Genomic DNA, 15504 nt, shown 5'->3' with positions numbered 1-15504 from the left:
GGATGACCGAAATCGCACCACATCACCTGTGGGCGCGAATTGACACTCTTAGGTGACGTATGAGGCGACGTAAGAAGCGAGGGGCGGCTCTCGCCGCCCCTCAAGCTCACACGTTCGGGGGTTCCCCTTCGAAGGGGCGTCCGAGCACCCCCGGTCGCCGCTGCCACGGCAACGGGCCGCCCGGCGGCCGATGGGCGACACCGAGCGCTTCAAGTCGCCGGTAGTGCGCGCCCATTCGCCGTTCGAAGTCCGCGAAGTCCCGCGCACCGGGCGCCGGCAGCGCGCTCCACGCGACCTCGCAGAACGCGGCCAGGCGCGGGTACAGCTGGTAGTCGACGCGCTGCTCGTCCTCCGTGACCTCGGTCCACAGGTTGGCCTGCGTGCCGAGGACATGGCGCGCCTCGGCCTCGCTGAGCTGCGGGGGAACCGGCTCGAAGCGGTAGACGTCCTCCAGGGTGCGGACGTAGCCGATGGGGACCGGCTCGTCCTCGCCGGGCGCCTCGCGGTAGTTCAAGTAGACCTGCTGCTCGGGGCACATGACGACGTCGTGGCCCGCCTTGGCGGCGGTGATGCCGCCCTCGTAGCCGCGCCAGGAGGAGACCGTGGCGCCGGGCGCGAGACCGCCTTCGAGGATCTCGTCCCAGCCGATCAGCCGCCGTCCGCGCGCGCCGAGCCAGGTGTCGAAGTGCCGGACGAACCAGGACTGGAGCTCGTCCTCGTCCTTCAGCCCCAGCTCCTTGATGCGCGCCTGGGCCGCCGGGGAGGCCTTCCACTGGTCCTTGGGGCACTCGTCGCCGCCGACGTGGATGAACTCCGAGGTCTCGGCGGGGAACAGGTCGAGGAGTTCCTCGAAGACGTCCTCGTAGAAGCGCAGGGTGTTGTCCGTGGGGGCCAGCACGTTCGGGTTGACGCCCCAGGTGTCCCAGACGGGGAGGGAGGCCGTGTCGACGACGTCGCTGTTGCCGAGTTCCGGATACGCGTGGATGGCGGCCTGCGAGTGGCCCGGGATGTCGATCTCCGGGACGACGGCGATGTGCCGCACGTGGGCATAGGCGACGATCTCGCGGATGTCGTCCTGGGTGTAGAAGCCGCCGTGCGGCCTGTCGTCCCACAACGGCGAGTCCCGGTGGCCGAGTTTGGTCCGTGACCGCCAGGAGCCGCGCTCCGTCAGCTTCGGCCGGCTCTTGATCTCGACGCGCCAGCCCTGGTCGTCGGTGAGGTGGAAGTGCAGGACGTTGAGCTTGTGGGCGGCCATCAGGTCGAGTTGGCGCAGCACCCCGGCCTTCGGCATGAAGTGGCGGGCGACGTCGAGCATCATGCCGCGCCACCGGAAGCGGGGCGCGTCGTCGACGGCGACGTGCGGGAGGGTCCACGTACGGCCGGGGAGCGGGGCCCGGCGGTGGGCGTCGGGGCCGAGGAGTTGACGCAGCGTCTGGGCGCCCCAGAAGACGCCCGCCGCGCCGCCGCCCTCGATCGTGACGCCGGTGTCCGTCACCCGCAGCCGGTACGCCTCCGGCTCCAGGGCCGGGTCGAGGCTCAGGCGGACGGTGTCGGGGTCGTCGGCGTTCTTGGGGGCCAGTTCGAGGCCGGTGGCGGCGCCGAGCGTGGCGCGCAGCCAGCGCGCGGTGTCCCGGGTGCCCTCCCCCGCGGCGATGCCGGTGCGCTCGCCCAGCGCGTAGCGGCCGTCGCCCGCGCGCGCGGCGCTGCGGGGTGCGGGGATGAGATCCATGAGGTCAGGCCCTTCCGTGCGACACGAGGAGGCTAAGAGGACTGGACCAATTCCCGCAATGGTGCGGCGCGGAATCCCGGACACGCGGAATCCCGGACATGCGAAACCCCGGGCACGCGTCACCGCACGCCCGGGGTCCGCCGGGGAAAGGAGGGGCCGGTTACTTGCCCTTGCCGCCGTCCTTGCCGCCCTTGTCCTTGTCGCCTCCGGCGCCCATGGACTCGTAGATCTCCTTGCACATGGGACACACGGGGTACTTCTTCGGGTCGCGGCCCGGCACCCACACCTTGCCGCAGAGCGCGACGACGGGAGTGCCGTCGAGGGCGCTCGCCATGATCTTGTCCTTCTGGACATAGTGGGCGAAGCGCTCGTGATCGCCGTCGCCGTTCGACGTCTGTGGCGTCGGCTCTACGAGGGTCCCCGTACCTGTCCCGCGCTCGGGCTCAAGAGTGCTCATAACCGCCAAGGGTACTTAAGCCCACCGCGTCCCGGAACGGACCTGGTGCGGTGTCAGTTGAGCGAGGGGTCGTCCGGATACGTCGCCACCATCGCCAGCTCGCTGCGCTGGCGCCGCAGCACCGCCCGCCACAGCCCCTCGGGCCGGGTGGCGGACACGTCGCCCGGCTCGGACTCCACGACGTACCAGGCGCCCTCGGTCAGCTCGTCCTCCAGCTGTCCCGGGCCCCAGCCCGAGTACCCGGCGAAGATCCGCAGGGAGCCGAGCGCCGCGGCGAGCAGCTCCGGCGGGGCCTCCAGGTCGACGAGGCCGATCGCGCCGTGCACCCGGCGCCAGCCGAGCGGCGTCCGCCCCGCCTCGTCGCCGGGGATGACCGCGACGCCGAGCGCCGAGTCGAGCGAGACCGGTCCGCCCCGGAAGACGACGCCGGGCTCGCCCGCGAGATCGCCCCAGCCCTCCAGGATGTCCGCGACGTCCACCGGCGTGGGCCGGTTCAGCACCACGCCGAGCGAGCCCTCCTCGTCGTGGTCGAGGAGCAGCACGACCGCCCGGTCGAAATTCGGGTCCGCGAGGGCGGGTGTGGCCACGAGCAGCCGCCCTGTGAGCGAGGACACCTCGGTCATGCGTGACATGATCCCGCATCTGCCCGTCGTAGGGGGAGCCAAGCGCAACAACCGCGTGAACGCAGCTCAGCGCGCATACAAGCGGAAGCCCCTCACTTCACGGGGCCGTCACGCTTTGTGCCCCTTTCGGCGCGCTTCGTGTTGTAGCGAACTCATGACGCTTCAGGTCGCCCACGGGCATACGAATAACGGGTTGCACCCCCTTACTCTTGAGGCTTGGCCCTGCCCACCCTCTTCGGAACGCGAGATTCATGACCGTCACCGACGATGTACTCCTTGTCCACGGCGGAACCCCGCTCGAGGGCGAGATCCGTGTCCGCGGCGCGAAGAACCTCGTGCCCAAGGCCATGGTCGCCGCGCTGCTCGGCAGCGCTCCGAGCCGGCTGCGCAATGTCCCGGACATCCGTGACGTCCGCGTCGTACGCGGGCTGCTGCAGCTGCACGGTGTGACGGTCCGTTCCGGCGAGGAGCCGGGCGAGCTCGTGATGGACCCGTCGCACGTGGAATCGGCCAACGTCGCCGACATCGACGCGCACGCGGGCTCCTCCCGCATCCCGATCCTGCTCTGCGGCCCGCTCCTGCACCGCCTCGGGCACGCCTTCATCCCCGGTCTCGGCGGCTGCGACATCGGCGGCCGGCCGATCGACTTCCACTTCGAGGTGCTGCGCCAGTTCGGCGCCACCATCGAGAAGCGCGAGGGCGGCCAGTACCTGGAGGCCCCGCAGCGGCTGCGCGGCACGAAGATCAAGCTGCCCTACCCCTCCGTGGGCGCCACCGAGCAGGTCCTGCTCACGGCCGTCCTCGCCGAGGGCGTCACGGAGCTCTCGAACGCGGCCGTGGAGCCGGAGATCGAGGACCTGATCTGCGTCCTGCAGAAAATGGGCGCCATCATCGCGATGGACACCGACCGCACGATCCGCATCACCGGTGTCGACAAGCTCGGCGGCTACACGCACCGCGCCCTGGCCGACCGCCTGGAGGCGGCCTCCTGGGCGTCGGCGGCGCTCGCCACGCACGGTGACGTGTACGTCCGCGGGGCGCAGCAGCGCTCGATGATGACGTTCCTCAACACGTACCGGAAGGTCGGCGGCGCCTTCGAGATCGACGACGACGGCATCCGCTTCTGGCACCCCGGCGGCCAGCTGAAGTCGATCGCGCTGGAGACGGACGTCCACCCCGGCTTCCAGACGGACTGGCAGCAGCCGCTCGTCGTGGCCCTGACGCAGGCCACGGGCCTCTCGATCGTCCACGAGACGGTCTACGAGTCCCGCCTGGGCTTCACGTCGGCGCTGAACCAGATGGGCGCGCACATCCAGCTGTACCGCGAGTGCCTGGGCGGCTCGGACTGCCGCTTCGGCCAGCGCAACTTCCTGCACTCCGCGGTCGTCTCCGGCCCCACCAAGCTGGAGGGCGCCGACCTGGTCATCCCCGACCTGCGGGGCGGCTTCTCGTACCTGATCGCGGCGCTGGCGGCCCAGGGCACGAGCCGTGTCCACGGGATCGACCTGATCAACCGCGGCTACGAGAACTTCATGGAGAAGCTCGTCGAGCTCGGCGCGAAGGTGGAACTCCCCGGCAAGGCCCTCGGCTAGCCGCCGCGTACGCCCGTCGGGCCTCACCGGAACCTTCCGGTGAGGCCCGATCTGTTAGGGGCGCGGGGAACTGCGCGCCCAGCCCCGGCAGGGCGGGCCTGCGGGTGCCGCTCAGCACTGTGGCCCGTCGCGCCTTTTCGACTGGTTGCGTTCGCGCAGTTCCCCGCGCCCCCAAACAGAAAAGAACGGCCTCCCGGAATCGATCCGGGAGGCCGTTCTTGCGCCTAAGACTTACTTGCCCTTGGCGGCTTCCTTGAGCTTCGAGCCCGCGGAGACCTTCACGCTGTAACCGGCGGGGATGTTGATCGGCTCGCCGGTCTGCGGGTTGCGAGCGGTGCGAGCGGCACGGTGGGTGCGCTCGAAGGTCAGGAAGCCGGGGATGGTGACCTTCTCGTCGCCCTTGGCAACGATCTCGCCGACGGTCTCGGCGAACGCGGCCAGCACGGCGTCGGCGTCCTTGCGGGTCACCTCGGCGCGGTCGGCCAGCGCGGCCACCAGCTCACTGCGGTTCATGTTTGTACTCCCGTGTTCTTCTTGCCGTTGAGGCGTGCCACGCGGCCAGGCCGCGTGTTGGGCAACAGCGAAACCGATGCTGCCAGGGTCTCGGTCAGGCCCAGGACCCGGGTCCGTCTTCCAGACCCATGCGCCTGAAGAGGCATCCTGCCCCTACCCACGGCGGTAAAGCCAATCCGGCACCCCTGGGGGTCACACGGAAAGCGTCACCGCGCCGGTCGCAGAGGCGGGCCGGGGGCCTGTTTCCCGGCCAGCCTATGGGGCCCGTGGGCCCCGCAAACCGCGACGCGCCGGTGATCAGGCGGTCGTGGCACCCGTCACAGCCGCACCCTGGGCCTTCGCGGCATCGCGAACGGCACCGGCCACGGCGCCCGCGACCTTGTCGTTGAAGACGCTGGGGATGATGTAGTTCGGGTTGAGCTCGTCCTCGGTGACCACGTCGGCCAGGGCCGTCGCGGCCGCCAGCATCATCTCCGTGTTGACCGTGCGCGACTGGGCGTCGAGCAGGCCGCGGAAGACGCCGGGGAAGACCAGTACGTTGTTGATCTGGTTCGGGAAGTCGGAGCGGCCCGTGGCCACCACGGCGGCCGTCTGACGGGCGATCGCCGGGTCGACCTCGGGGTCCGGGTTCGCGAGCGCGAACACGATGGCGCCCTCGGCCATCGCCGCGACGTCCTCGCCGTTCAGCACGTTCGGGGCCGAGACGCCGATGAACACGTCCGCGCCGACGACCGCCTCCTTGAGCGTGCCGGTCAGGCCCTCGGGGTTGGTGTTGTCGGCGATCCAGCGCAGCGGCGAGTCGCTGTCGGCGTCCTTGAGGTCCTCGCGGCCCGCGTGCACGACACCGTGGATGTCGGCGACGACGGCGTTCTTGACGCCCGCCGCGAGCAGCAGCTTGAGGATGGCCGTACCGGCGGCACCGGCGCCCGACATGACGACGCGGGTGTCGCCCATGTCCTTGCCCGCGACGCGCAGCGCGTTGGTGAGCGCGGCGAGCACGACGATGGCGGTGCCGTGCTGGTCGTCGTGGAAGACGGGGATGTCGAGGGCCTCGCGCAGGCGGGCCTCGATCTCGAAGCAGCGGGGCGCCGAGATGTCCTCCAGGTTGATGCCCGCGAAGCCGGGGGCGATGGCCTTGACGATCTCGACGATGGCGTCGGTGTCCTGGGTGTCCAGGCAGATCGGCCAGGCGTCGATGTCGGCGAAGCGCTTGAAGAGGGCCGCCTTGCCCTCCATGACCGGCAGCGCGGCCTTCGGGCCGATGTTGCCGAGGCCGAGCACCGCGGAGCCGTCGGTGACGACCGCGACGGAGTTGCGCTTGATGGTCAGACGCCGGGCGTCCTCGGGGTTCTCCGCGATCGCCATGCACACGCGGGCCACGCCCGGCGTGTAGACCATGGAGAGGTCGTCACGGTTGCGGATGGGGTGCTTCGACGCCATCTCGATCTTGCCGCCGAGGTGCATCAGGAACGTACGGTCGGAGACCTTCCCGAGCGTGACGCCCTCGATGCCGCGGAGCTGCTCGACGATCTCGTCCGCGTGGGACGTGGACGAGGCCGCGATCGTGACGTCGATCCGGAGCTTCTCGTGACCGGATGCGGTGACGTCGAGGCCGGTCACCGAGCCTCCGGAGGACTCCACGGCGGTGGTGAGCTGCGAGACGGCGTTGCCGCCCGCGGGCACCTCCAACCGGACCGTCATCGAGTAGGAGACGCTGGGCGCCGTTGCCATGGCCGACTTCCTCTGCTTTCAACCGTGTTGCTGTTGCCGTCCGATGGTCGCACCTACCGACGAGTACGTGGTAGTCGCATCGGATTTTGAAGCTAACGTTCATTCATCTTTCGGAAAGTGGTTTCCACCATACGAGAAGTGAGGGGAAACAGAAAGAGGCCCACGTCACCGAAGTGACGTGGGCCTCGTCTCACGTTCACGACACCGACCCGCCATGCTCGCCTCGCGGCAAGTGGTCCCTCTAAGGGACGATGGTTGGGCCCGGGGGCTTGGATCGAGCCGGTGCCGTCATCAACGGTAACACCGGAGACAGCAGGAGCAAGAGTCAGTCGCGGAGCAGATCCGGCACCCCGTCCGCGTCCGGTTCGTCCCGTTCCCCGGAGACCACCGTGAGCTGCTGCGTCGCGCGGGTCAGAGCGACGTACAGCACCCGCAGACCGGCCGGGGACTCGTCGGCGATCTCGGCCGGACAGACCACGATCGTCGCGTCGTACTCCAGGCCCTTGGCCTCCAGCGAGCCCAGCGCCACGACCCGCTCGCCGAGCCCGGAGAGCCAGCGCGCGGCCTCCTCCCGGCGGTTCATCGCCACGACGACGCCCACCGTGCCGTCGACCTGCTCCAGGAGCCGGGCGGCCTCGGCCCTGACGGTGTCGCCCACCTTGTCCCGGGCGACTTCGAACCTCGGCCGTACGCCCGTCGAGCGGACCGCCGAGGGGGACGCGGAGCCGGGCATGGCCAGCGCCAGGACCTTCGCGGCCAGCTCGGCGATCTCGGAGGGGTTGCGGTAGTTCACGGTCAGGGTGAAGCGGCGGCGGGGGCGCGTGCCGAGCGCCTCGTCGCGGGCGGCGGCCGCCTCGTCGGGGTCGGACCAGGAGGACTGGGCCGGGTCGCCGACGACCGTCCACGTCGCGTGGCGGCCGCGGCGGCCGACCATGCGCCACTGCATGGGCGTGAGGTCCTGCGCCTCGTCGACGATGACGTGCGCGTACTCGGTGCGCTCCTGGGCCAGCCGCTCGGCGCGCTCGCGCTGGGACTCCTCGCGCTGCGGCATCAGCTCCTCCAGGCCGGTGAGCTGGTCCAGCGGGTCGTACTCGCGCTTCTTCTTCGGGCGGGCCGGGGAGCCGAGGACGGCGTTCAGCTCGTCGAGCAGGGCCACGTCGTGGACCGAGAGGGCGTCGCGGCGCAGGGACCTGGCGAGCTTGCGGACCTCGCCCGGGTTGAGGACGCGGCGGGCCCAGCGGCCCAGGCGCCGCTCGTCCGACATGGCGGTCAGCACCGCGCGCGGCGTCAGCTCCGGCCACCACGCGTCGAGGAACCGCAGGAAGTCGTCCTCGCTCGTGACGTCCTCGTCGAAGGAGGAGCGCAGCTCGGCCGCCAGCTCCGGGTCGGAGTGCCGGCCCGCGGCGCCCGACTGGTCCCACAGCGCGTCGAGCAGCAGCTTGCGGGCGCGCGGGCGCAGATGGTTCACCGGGGCCGTGCCGCTGAGCGCGGCCTGCCGGATCCGGTTCAGCTGCGCCGCCTCCAGCTCCAGGCGGCGGCCGAAGGCGACGACGCGGAGCCGGGTGGGGGTCGCGGCCGCGGTGGCCTCGTCGGGCTCGTCGTCGCCGAACGCGAGCTGCTCCTGGGCGGCGGGCCGCCGCTGCGACCCCGACTCCAGGGCGCCGCGCGCCGCCTTGCGCAGCACCTTCAGCATCCGCGAGGACCCCTTGACGCGGGCCACCGACGGCGAGTCGTAGACCGTGGCCTCGGCGCCGTCGACGAGCGAGCCCACCGCGCGGATCGCGACCTGGCCCTCCTCGCCGAGCGAGGGCAGCACGCCCTCGGTGTACGCGACGAGCAGCGGGGTCGGCGAGACGATCAGGATGCCGCCCGCGTAGCGGCGCCGGTCCTGGTACAGCAGGTACGCGGCGCGGTGCAGCGCCACCGCCGTCTTCCCGGTGCCGGGACCGCCCTCGACGTACGTCACGGACGCGGCGGGGGCGCGGATGACCTGGTCCTGCTCGGCCTGGATGGACGCCACGATGTCGCGCATCGAGTGGCTGCGGGCCTGGCCGAGCGCCGCCATGAGCGCGCCGTCGCCGATGGCGGGCAGCCGCTCGCCGTTCAGGTACGCGGTCAGCTCCGGGCGCATCAGGTCGTCCTCGACGCCGAGCACCTTGTGGCCCTTGGAGCGGATGACGCGGCGGCGGACCACCCGGCCGGGGTCGACCGGCGTGGAGCGGTAGAAGGGGGCGGCGGCCGGGGCGCGCCAGTCGATGACGAGCGGCGAGTAGTCCGCGTCGAGGACGCCGATGCGGCCGATGTGCAGCGTCTCGGCGATGTCGGCGGTGTTGTCCTCGCGCACGGCGCCGTCGGCCGGCTCGATCGCCGTGTACGCGCCGTCGGGGCCCTTCTTGCCGTCCTTGCCCTGGAGCAGGTCGATGCGGCCGAAGAGGAAGTCCTCGAACTCGTTGTTGAGGCGGTTGAGGTGGATGCCCGCGCGGAACACCTGGGCGTCGCGCTCGGCGAGCGCGCCGGGCGTGCCGACCTGGCCGCGCTTGGTGGCGTCCTCCATCAGGAACTCGGCCTCGTGGATCTTCTCCTCGAGGCGCTGGTAGACGGCGTCGAGATGGTCCTGCTCGACGCCGATTTCACGGTCGCGCACCGAGTCCGCGTTCGCGTCCCCGTTCGCTTCCGTATCCGATCTCACCGCTGAATCGTGCGGAGCCTGAGCGGCCACCGGGCCCCCTTCTGACGTGCTGGGCAGCCGTCAAAGGTACGCGAAAGGGGCCCCGGAGGGCTACGTGCTGCGCCCGAGCGGTCAGGCGTTCACCTCCACGAGCCGCTTCCCGTCGAGCGTCTCGACCTCGAAGTGGTCGATCTGGTTGCGGTCGAAGGCCGCGCCGCCGTGCACGTACAGGGGCTGCTTGGCGCCGTCCTCCTTGCTGTTCTCGATGCCGTAGCCCCATGTCGGGACGGCCCAGGTGGTGACGGTCTCGCGTTCGCCGTTCTTGCCGACGGCGACGAGGGAGCACTTCAGCGGGCCCTTGACGTTCTTCAGCTCCAGGACGGCGTGGGTGCCCCAGGCCTTCTTCTCCATGCCGATCGTCGCGGTGACGTTCGTCGTGGCGTCGGTGGCCCTCACCTTGTCGGGCATGTGGTTGAAGAAGGCGTCCTTGGCGGGGCTGGTGGGGTGCGGGTCCGCGAGGGTCGACGGGCCGCCGCCGTCGTCCGTCACCGCCATGACGGTCAGCGGTCCGCCGATGATCAGGGCCGCGGCGGCCGCCACCAGGAAGAAGCCGCGCCTGCGCTTCTTGGCGCGGCGGCGGCCCAGTTCGTCGGCGAGGGACTCCGCGAGGCGGGGGCTCGGACGGGCCGCGAGGGAGTCGCCGAGCTGCGGGGTGGGCAGACGCGGGGCGCCGCGGTCGGCCGGCAGGTCGGCGAGGGCGGCGAGCATCGGCTCCATGCCCGCGAACTCCTCCAGGTGGCGCGCGCACCGTTCGCACGTCGCCAGGTGCGCCTCGAACGCGCTCGCCTCGACGTCGTCGAGGATGCCCAGCGCGTAGGCGCCGACGGTCTCGTGCACGTCCCCCATGGGTCCCATCGGCTCGTGCCCGTACATCGTCATGCCGTCACCCCCCGCTCCTCCAGCGCCAGCTTCATCGAGCGCAGCGCGTAGAAGACGCGCGAGCGCACCGTGCCGCTGGGGATGCCGAGCTTCTCGGCCGCCTCGTTGACCGTACGTCCTTTGAAGTACGTCTCCACGAGTACTTCCCGGTGGGCCGGGGTCAAGTCCTCCAGCGCGTCGGAAAGCGTCATGAGCCAGAGCGCCTTGTCGATCTCGTCCTCCGCGGGGATGACCTCCAGCGGCGACGGATCGACCTCCTGCGGCCGGGCCTGCCGGCTGCGGTGGCCGTCGATGACGATGCGCCGGGCGACCGTCACCAGCCAGGGGCGTACCGAACCGGTCGCTCGGTTGAGCTGACCGGCGTTCTTCCAGGCGCGGATGAGCGTCTCCTGCACCACGTCCTCGGCGCGCTGGCGGTCCCCCGCCACGAGCCGCAGCACGTAGGCGAGCAGCGGTCGCGCGTGCTCGGCGTAGAGCGCGCGCATCAGCTCCTCGTCCGGCTCCGGCGGCCGGGGCGCACGATGTCGGGCCCGGGGCGGGCGTTCATCGGCCACGGCGGAATCCTTGCGCACGCCTACCTCCGGTGTCCCCTGTTCGGCCATGTCTCTCGGCTGGGCTCACGGGAGGGATACGCAGACGAACGTGCCGGTGTTCAAAGGGAGTTGAGGATCACCGTGGTGACGGATGTCACGCGGGCGCGGGGCACCGCGCATGGCCCGCCGACCGCGAGGAGCCCCTCACACCCTCGCGAGGGCCGCCGCCCGGCGGCGATGCCTGGCCACCCGTTCGCGGTTGCCGCAGACCTCGCTGGAACACCAGCGGCGTCTGCGGCCGCGGGAGGTGTCCAGGTAGATGATGGGGCAGTTGTCGCCCTCGCACTGGCGCAGGGCGCCGCGGGCGGTCGGGTCGGTGAGGAGGTCGACGGCGTCCCGCGCGACGGCCGCGAGCAGGGCCGGGCAGGCGGGTTCGGCGTGCAGGACGCGTACGAGGGTGCCGTCGGCGGCGCGTACGGCGCGGGGTGCGGGCGGGGCGGCGCGAGCGAGCAGGTTGACCCGTTCCAGGGCGCCCGGGGCCGGGCGGGCGGAGAGTTCGCCGCGCACCAACTGGCCGATGTGGCCGCGCAGTTCACGGAAGGCGGCGAGCCAGGCGGGGATACGTTCCGGCAGCACGGCGGTGTCCGGGACGAGTCCCGCGCCGACCAGCCACGCGCGCAACCGGTCCGGGGACGTGAGGCGTTCGTCGGGGTGCGCCGTGGCGACGAGGTCCAGGCACAGGCGCCCGGAGTCGAACCGCAACTCGTAGGGGGCAGGGGCAGGGGGGCGGGGCCCCGTGGGTACTGCTGCCATGCCCTCTACAGTGCCCGTCCGCGCGCGAGGCCGGAACCCCTGCCGCCGGAAGTGGAGTCGACCGGCCCTAGGACCGGCCGTACGCCGGCGGGTCGTCGTGCAGGATGCGCTGGAACAGGACGTGGTCGCGCCAACCCCCGTTGATGTGCAGGAACTTGGGCGCGACCCCGATCCGTTCGAAGCCGCACTTGGCCAGTACGCGCTGGGACGCCGTGTTGTCCGTGAGGGTGCCGGCCTCGATGCGGTGCAGCCCCAGTTCCTCGCGGGCGGCGCGGCAGATCTCCTCGACGGAGGCGGGGATCAGGCCGCGGCCGCGGTAGTCGGCGTCGACCCAGTAGCCGAGGTTGGCGCTGCACAGGGGGCCGAGGTGGATGCCGCTGAGCGCGGCGCGGCCGACCACGCGGTGGCCTGCGGCGCGGTCGAACAGCAACCACGTCGCGCCGCTCGGCTCGGTGATCCGGGCCGCCTGGTCCTCGGGGGTGTAGTAGCTCTCGCTGCGGTGGGGCTCGTAGGGGGCCATGAACTCCCGGTTGCGTGCGACGGCTTCGGCGAGGGCGGGGGCGTCCTCGCGGACGGCACGGCGCAACTCGATGTCGTGGCTGATCACCATCCCCGCACGCTACCCCTCCGCCCCCTCCCGACTGCCCCCCTCAAGCCTCTCCGGCTGCCCCTTCGACCCCTTCCGGCTGCCCCAATCAAGCCCCTCCGGCTGCCCCCTTCAGCCTCTCCGGCTGCCCCAATCAAGCCCCTCCGGCGATTGAGGAGCGGGGTATGGGGCAGAGCCCCAAGCCCAGCCACGGCCACCCGTCGCACACCCCGGGGCTCCGCCCCGGACCCCGCTGCTCAAACGCCGCAGGGGCTTAATGGGCTGGGCCGCGCCCAAGGGTTACGCGTCCGCGTACTTCGCATCGGCCGCCGGATCCAACGCCAACCGATACCCCCGCTTGACCACGGTCTGAATCAGCTTGGGCGCGCCCAGGGACGACCTCAGCCGCGCCATCGCCGTCTCAACGGCATGCTCATCGCGCCCCGCCCCGGGAAGCGCCCGCAACAGTTCCGCCCGGGACACCACCCACCCGGGCCTGCGCGCGAGCGAGCGCAACAGGGACATGCCCGCCGGCGGCACCGGCCGCAGCGCACCGTCCACCACCACGGCCTGCCCGCGGATCTCCACCCGGTGCCCGGCGACCGGCAACGTACGGGCCCGCGCGGGCAGTTCCTTGCACAGCAGCTGCACCAGCGGCCCGAGCCGGAACCGCTCCGGCTGCACCGTGTCCACCCCCCGCGCCTGCAACGGCAGCGCCGTCACGGGCCCCACGCACGCCGGCAGCACATCGTGGTGCAGCGCGGCGAGCAGCTCCGCCACGAGACCCCGCTCCTCCGCCCGGTTCAGCAGCGCCGTGGCGGCGGGCGCCGAGGTGAACGTCAGCGCGTCCACACCGCGCGAGACGGTCGCGTCGAGGAGCCGGTCGACCGGCCCTATGTCCTGCGGCGGCAGCCACCGGTAGACGGGGACGCCCACCACTTCGGCGCCCGCCTCCCGCAGCGCCTCGACGAAGCCGGGAAGGGGCTCGCCGTGCAGCTGCACCGCCACCCGCCGCCCCTGGACACCCTCGTCGAGCAGCCGCTCCAGGACCTCCGCCATGGACTCGGAGGAGGGCGACCACTCCTCGGTGAGCCCCGCCGCACGCACCGCGCCCTTCACCTTCGGCCCGCGGGCGAGCAGCTCGACGCCGCGCAGCCGCGCGACCAGGTCCTCGCCGAGGCCCCAGCCGTCGGCGGCCTCCACCCATCCGCGGAACCCGATGGCGGTGGTGGCCACCACGACGTCGGGCGCGTGGTCGATCAATTCCTTGGTCGCGGCGAGGAGTTCACTGTCGTCCGCGAGCGGCACGATGCGCAGGGCGGGTGCGTGCAGCACCTGGGCGCCGCGCCGCTGGAGCAGCGCGCCCAGTTCGTCGGCGCGGCGTGCCGCGGTGACACCCACGGTGAAGCCCGCGAGGGGCCCGTGGGGCTCCTCCGGCTTCATGACCTGCTGTTGCTCGTCCATGCTGGTTCTCGCCCCGCTCGACGTGTCTCCCGTACACCGGGTCCACCGGTGCGTCCTTCGAGCCTGTCAACGCTCCGTGTCGGGCCCGGATCAACGCTATTGCGTGCGTGTTACGGGGCCAAATGTCACACCTCCGCGTAGCTGAGCTGGGGCTTCGCCTCGGCGGCGGATCCGGCGACGGTCCGCGAGGCCGAGCGGCGAAGGTATACGGCCCAGGTCACCACGAAGCACACGGCGTAGAAGGCGAGGAAGGCGACGAAGGCCCCGGTGCCGGTGCCGGCGGTCTGGAAGGACTGCCGGAACGCCAGGTTGATGCCGAGCCCGCCGAGTGCCCCGACGGCGCCGATCAAACCCATGGAGGCGCCGGACAGCCGCCGCCCGTACGCGGCCGCCTCCTCGCCCGTGAGCCCCTTGGCCAGCGCCTTCGCCTGGAAGATGCCGGGGATCATCTTGTACGTCGACCCGTTGCCGAGCCCGCTGAGCACGAACAGGGCGATGAACGCGACGGTGAACAGGGCCAGGGACTTCTGGACCGACGCCAGGGTCACCACGGCCGTCGCGAGGGCCATCGCCACGAAGTTCCACAGCGTGATCCGCGCGCCGCCGTACGTGTCGGCGAGCTTGCCGCCGACAGGCCGGATGAGCGAGCCGAGCAGCGGGCCGATGAAGGTGACACCGGCCGCCTGGAGCGGCGTACGGCCGAACTGGGTCTGGAGGACCAGGCCGAAGGCGAACGAGTAGCCGATGAAGGAGCCGAACGTGCCGATGTAGAGGAACGACATGATCCACGTGTGGCCGTCGCGCACGGCGTCCTTGGCGGCTCCGGTGTCGTTCTTCACCGTCGCCAGGTTGTCCATGAACAACGCCGAGCAGACGGCCGCGACCACGATCAGCGGGATGTAGATGCCCAGCAGCACGCGCGGTCCGCCGCTCGCGCCGATGACGGCGAGCGCGACGAGCTGGATGACGGGGACGCCGATGTTGCCGCCGCCCGCGTTCAGGCCGAGCGCCCAGCCCTTCTTGCGCAGCGGGAAGAAGGAGTTGATGTTCGTCATGGAGGAGGCGAAGTTGCCGCCGCCGACGCCGGTGAGCGCCGCGCACCACATGAAGGTGGTGTACGAGGTGCCCGGCTCCATCACCGTGAACGCGGCGACCGAGGGCACGAGCAGCATGCTCGCCGAGATGATCGTCCAGTTGCGGCCGCCGAAGACGGCGACGGCGAAGGTGTAGGGCACGCGGGCGAAGGCGCCCACCAGCGTGGCCATCGACACGAGGAAGAACTTCCCCGCCGGGTCGATGCCGTACTCGGGTCCCATGAACAGGACCATCACCGACCACAGGGTCCAGATGGAGAACCCGATGTGCTCGGACAGGATGGAGAAGACGAGGTTGCGCCGGGCCACCTTGGCGCCCGTCTCCTGCCAGAAAACTTCGTCCTCGGGATCCCACCGCTCGATCCAACTCCGGCTCCGGGTCGAGCCGTTCGAGCCTGCCATCTCACGCCTCCAGGTCACGGTTCGCGTCTGCTGCGACCGAAGGTAGGGAGGCGGGATTTCCGCTTCGTGGCGTGAAGTGACCACGGGGGAACTTTGCTCTCACCTGGTGGGCGGGCCGGTGGTGAGGCCGGGGCCCCGGCCTCACCCACAGCGGCGGCCGCTCAGCGGCGGCGGATCATCCGTCCCACGACGACCACCGTGACGATCAGGCCGATCACCACGGCCCCGATCGCGACCTTCGTACCCGTGTCCATGACGCTGAACATGTGTCCCCCCTGGGTCCCTGCTCGCGCGTTCTCGCGTGAGCAGGGACATCCTCGGGGCCCTCGCGCGGGCGCGTGGTCCACTTGAGCGGAAATT

Annotated in this window: 13 protein-coding genes; 1 reads left to right on the top strand and 12 read right to left on the bottom strand. The window is 71.3% G+C overall.

Annotated elements, in window-relative coordinates; translation table 11 throughout:
- Positions 1-106: 106 nt before the first annotated feature.
- The 3 genes from ACYBSK_RS03795 to ACYBSK_RS03785 all read right to left on the bottom strand — a co-directional run bounded on the left by ACYBSK_RS03795 (position 107) and on the right by ACYBSK_RS03785 (position 2809).
- Positions 107-1729: a beta-N-acetylhexosaminidase gene (locus ACYBSK_RS03795; RefSeq protein ID WP_460245167.1), complete on the bottom strand. Its 1623-nt coding sequence runs from the start codon at positions 1727-1729 to the stop codon at positions 107-109.
- Positions 1730-1889: 160 nt separating this feature from the next.
- Entirely contained in the window at positions 1890-2186 is a 297-nt protein-coding gene (locus tag ACYBSK_RS03790) for a DUF3039 domain-containing protein (RefSeq protein WP_457475389.1), read from the bottom strand.
- 53 nt (positions 2187-2239) lie between these two features.
- On the bottom strand, positions 2240-2809 hold the full coding sequence (locus ACYBSK_RS03785; RefSeq protein ID WP_457475388.1) for a YqgE/AlgH family protein: 570 nt from the start codon (positions 2807-2809) through the stop codon (positions 2240-2242).
- Positions 2810-3060: 251 nt separating this feature from the next.
- Between ACYBSK_RS03785 and murA the strand changes: the two genes are divergently transcribed.
- Complete coding sequence (gene murA / locus ACYBSK_RS03780) at positions 3061-4401, top strand: UDP-N-acetylglucosamine 1-carboxyvinyltransferase (RefSeq protein ID WP_457475387.1); 1341 nt, start codon at positions 3061-3063, stop codon at positions 4399-4401.
- A 231-nt stretch (positions 4402-4632) separates the two neighbouring features.
- On the opposite strand, the gene ACYBSK_RS03775 is transcribed toward murA, so the two are convergent.
- From ACYBSK_RS03775 to ACYBSK_RS03735, 9 genes are all read right to left on the bottom strand, one after another.
- Complete coding sequence (locus ACYBSK_RS03775; protein ID WP_016645140.1) at positions 4633-4914, bottom strand: HU family DNA-binding protein; 282 nt, start codon at positions 4912-4914, stop codon at positions 4633-4635.
- A gap of 297 nt (positions 4915-5211) precedes the next feature.
- Positions 5212-6645 (bottom strand): NAD-dependent malic enzyme, encoded by a 1434-nt coding sequence (locus ACYBSK_RS03770; protein ID WP_457475386.1) that lies wholly within the window; start codon positions 6643-6645, stop codon positions 5212-5214.
- A 325-nt stretch (positions 6646-6970) separates the two neighbouring features.
- Positions 6971-9334: a HelD family protein gene (locus tag ACYBSK_RS03765; protein WP_460245166.1), complete on the bottom strand. Its 2364-nt coding sequence runs from the start codon at positions 9332-9334 to the stop codon at positions 6971-6973.
- A gap of 111 nt (positions 9335-9445) precedes the next feature.
- Positions 9446-10252 (bottom strand): anti-sigma factor family protein, encoded by an 807-nt coding sequence (locus tag ACYBSK_RS03760; RefSeq protein WP_460245165.1) that lies wholly within the window; start codon positions 10250-10252, stop codon positions 9446-9448.
- Complete coding sequence (locus tag ACYBSK_RS03755; protein ID WP_457475383.1) at positions 10249-10854, bottom strand: sigma-70 family RNA polymerase sigma factor; 606 nt, start codon at positions 10852-10854, stop codon at positions 10249-10251. Before ACYBSK_RS03755 ends, ACYBSK_RS03760 begins: the two co-directional genes overlap by 4 nt.
- Positions 10855-10989: 135 nt before the next feature.
- A complete protein-coding gene (locus ACYBSK_RS03750) occupies positions 10990-11598 on the bottom strand; it encodes a CGNR zinc finger domain-containing protein (protein ID WP_457475382.1) in 609 nt (202 codons plus the stop codon).
- 67 nt (positions 11599-11665) lie between these two features.
- Entirely contained in the window at positions 11666-12208 is a 543-nt protein-coding gene (locus tag ACYBSK_RS03745; RefSeq protein WP_460245164.1) for a GNAT family N-acetyltransferase, read from the bottom strand.
- 276 nt (positions 12209-12484) lie between these two features.
- Positions 12485-13648, bottom strand: coding sequence for a uroporphyrinogen-III synthase (locus tag ACYBSK_RS03740; protein ID WP_460245163.1), 1164 nt, complete (start codon positions 13646-13648; stop codon positions 12485-12487).
- A 125-nt stretch (positions 13649-13773) separates the two neighbouring features.
- Positions 13774-15144, bottom strand: a complete 1371-nt coding sequence (locus ACYBSK_RS03735) for a nitrate/nitrite transporter (protein ID WP_457475379.1) — start codon at positions 15142-15144, stop codon at positions 13774-13776.
- Positions 15145-15504 lie beyond the last annotated feature (360 nt).

It is taken from the genome of Streptomyces sp. BYX5S (genome assembly GCF_054724165.1).
This window is presented reverse-complemented; position numbering and strand designations above follow the sequence as displayed.

What these genes read in the sequence shown, in the direction of transcription:
- ACYBSK_RS03795 (WP_460245167.1), bottom strand. Translation starts at nt 1,729, where the DNA reads ATGGATCTCATCCCCGCACCCCGCAGCGCCGCGCGCGCGGGCGACGGC.
- ACYBSK_RS03790 (WP_457475389.1), bottom strand. Translation starts at nt 2,186, where the DNA reads ATGAGCACTCTTGAGCCCGAGCGCGGGACAGGTACGGGGACCCTCGTA.
- ACYBSK_RS03785 (WP_457475388.1), bottom strand. Translation starts at nt 2,809, where the DNA reads ATGACCGAGGTGTCCTCGCTCACAGGGCGGCTGCTCGTGGCCACACCC.
- murA (WP_457475387.1), top strand. Translation starts at nt 3,061, where the DNA reads ATGACCGTCACCGACGATGTACTCCTTGTCCACGGCGGAACCCCGCTC.
- ACYBSK_RS03775 (WP_016645140.1), bottom strand. Translation starts at nt 4,914, where the DNA reads ATGAACCGCAGTGAGCTGGTGGCCGCGCTGGCCGACCGCGCCGAGGTG.
- ACYBSK_RS03770 (WP_457475386.1), bottom strand. Translation starts at nt 6,645, where the DNA reads ATGGCAACGGCGCCCAGCGTCTCCTACTCGATGACGGTCCGGTTGGAG.
- ACYBSK_RS03760 (WP_460245165.1), bottom strand. Translation starts at nt 10,252, where the DNA reads ATGACGATGTACGGGCACGAGCCGATGGGACCCATGGGGGACGTGCAC.
- ACYBSK_RS03755 (WP_457475383.1), bottom strand. Translation starts at nt 10,854, where the DNA reads ATGGCCGAACAGGGGACACCGGAGGTAGGCGTGCGCAAGGATTCCGCC.
- ACYBSK_RS03750 (WP_457475382.1), bottom strand. Translation starts at nt 11,598, where the DNA reads ATGGCAGCAGTACCCACGGGGCCCCGCCCCCCTGCCCCTGCCCCCTAC.
- ACYBSK_RS03745 (WP_460245164.1), bottom strand. Translation starts at nt 12,208, where the DNA reads ATGGTGATCAGCCACGACATCGAGTTGCGCCGTGCCGTCCGCGAGGAC.
- ACYBSK_RS03740 (WP_460245163.1), bottom strand. Translation starts at nt 13,648, where the DNA reads ATGGACGAGCAACAGCAGGTCATGAAGCCGGAGGAGCCCCACGGGCCC.
- ACYBSK_RS03735 (WP_457475379.1), bottom strand. Translation starts at nt 15,144, where the DNA reads ATGGCAGGCTCGAACGGCTCGACCCGGAGCCGGAGTTGGATCGAGCGG.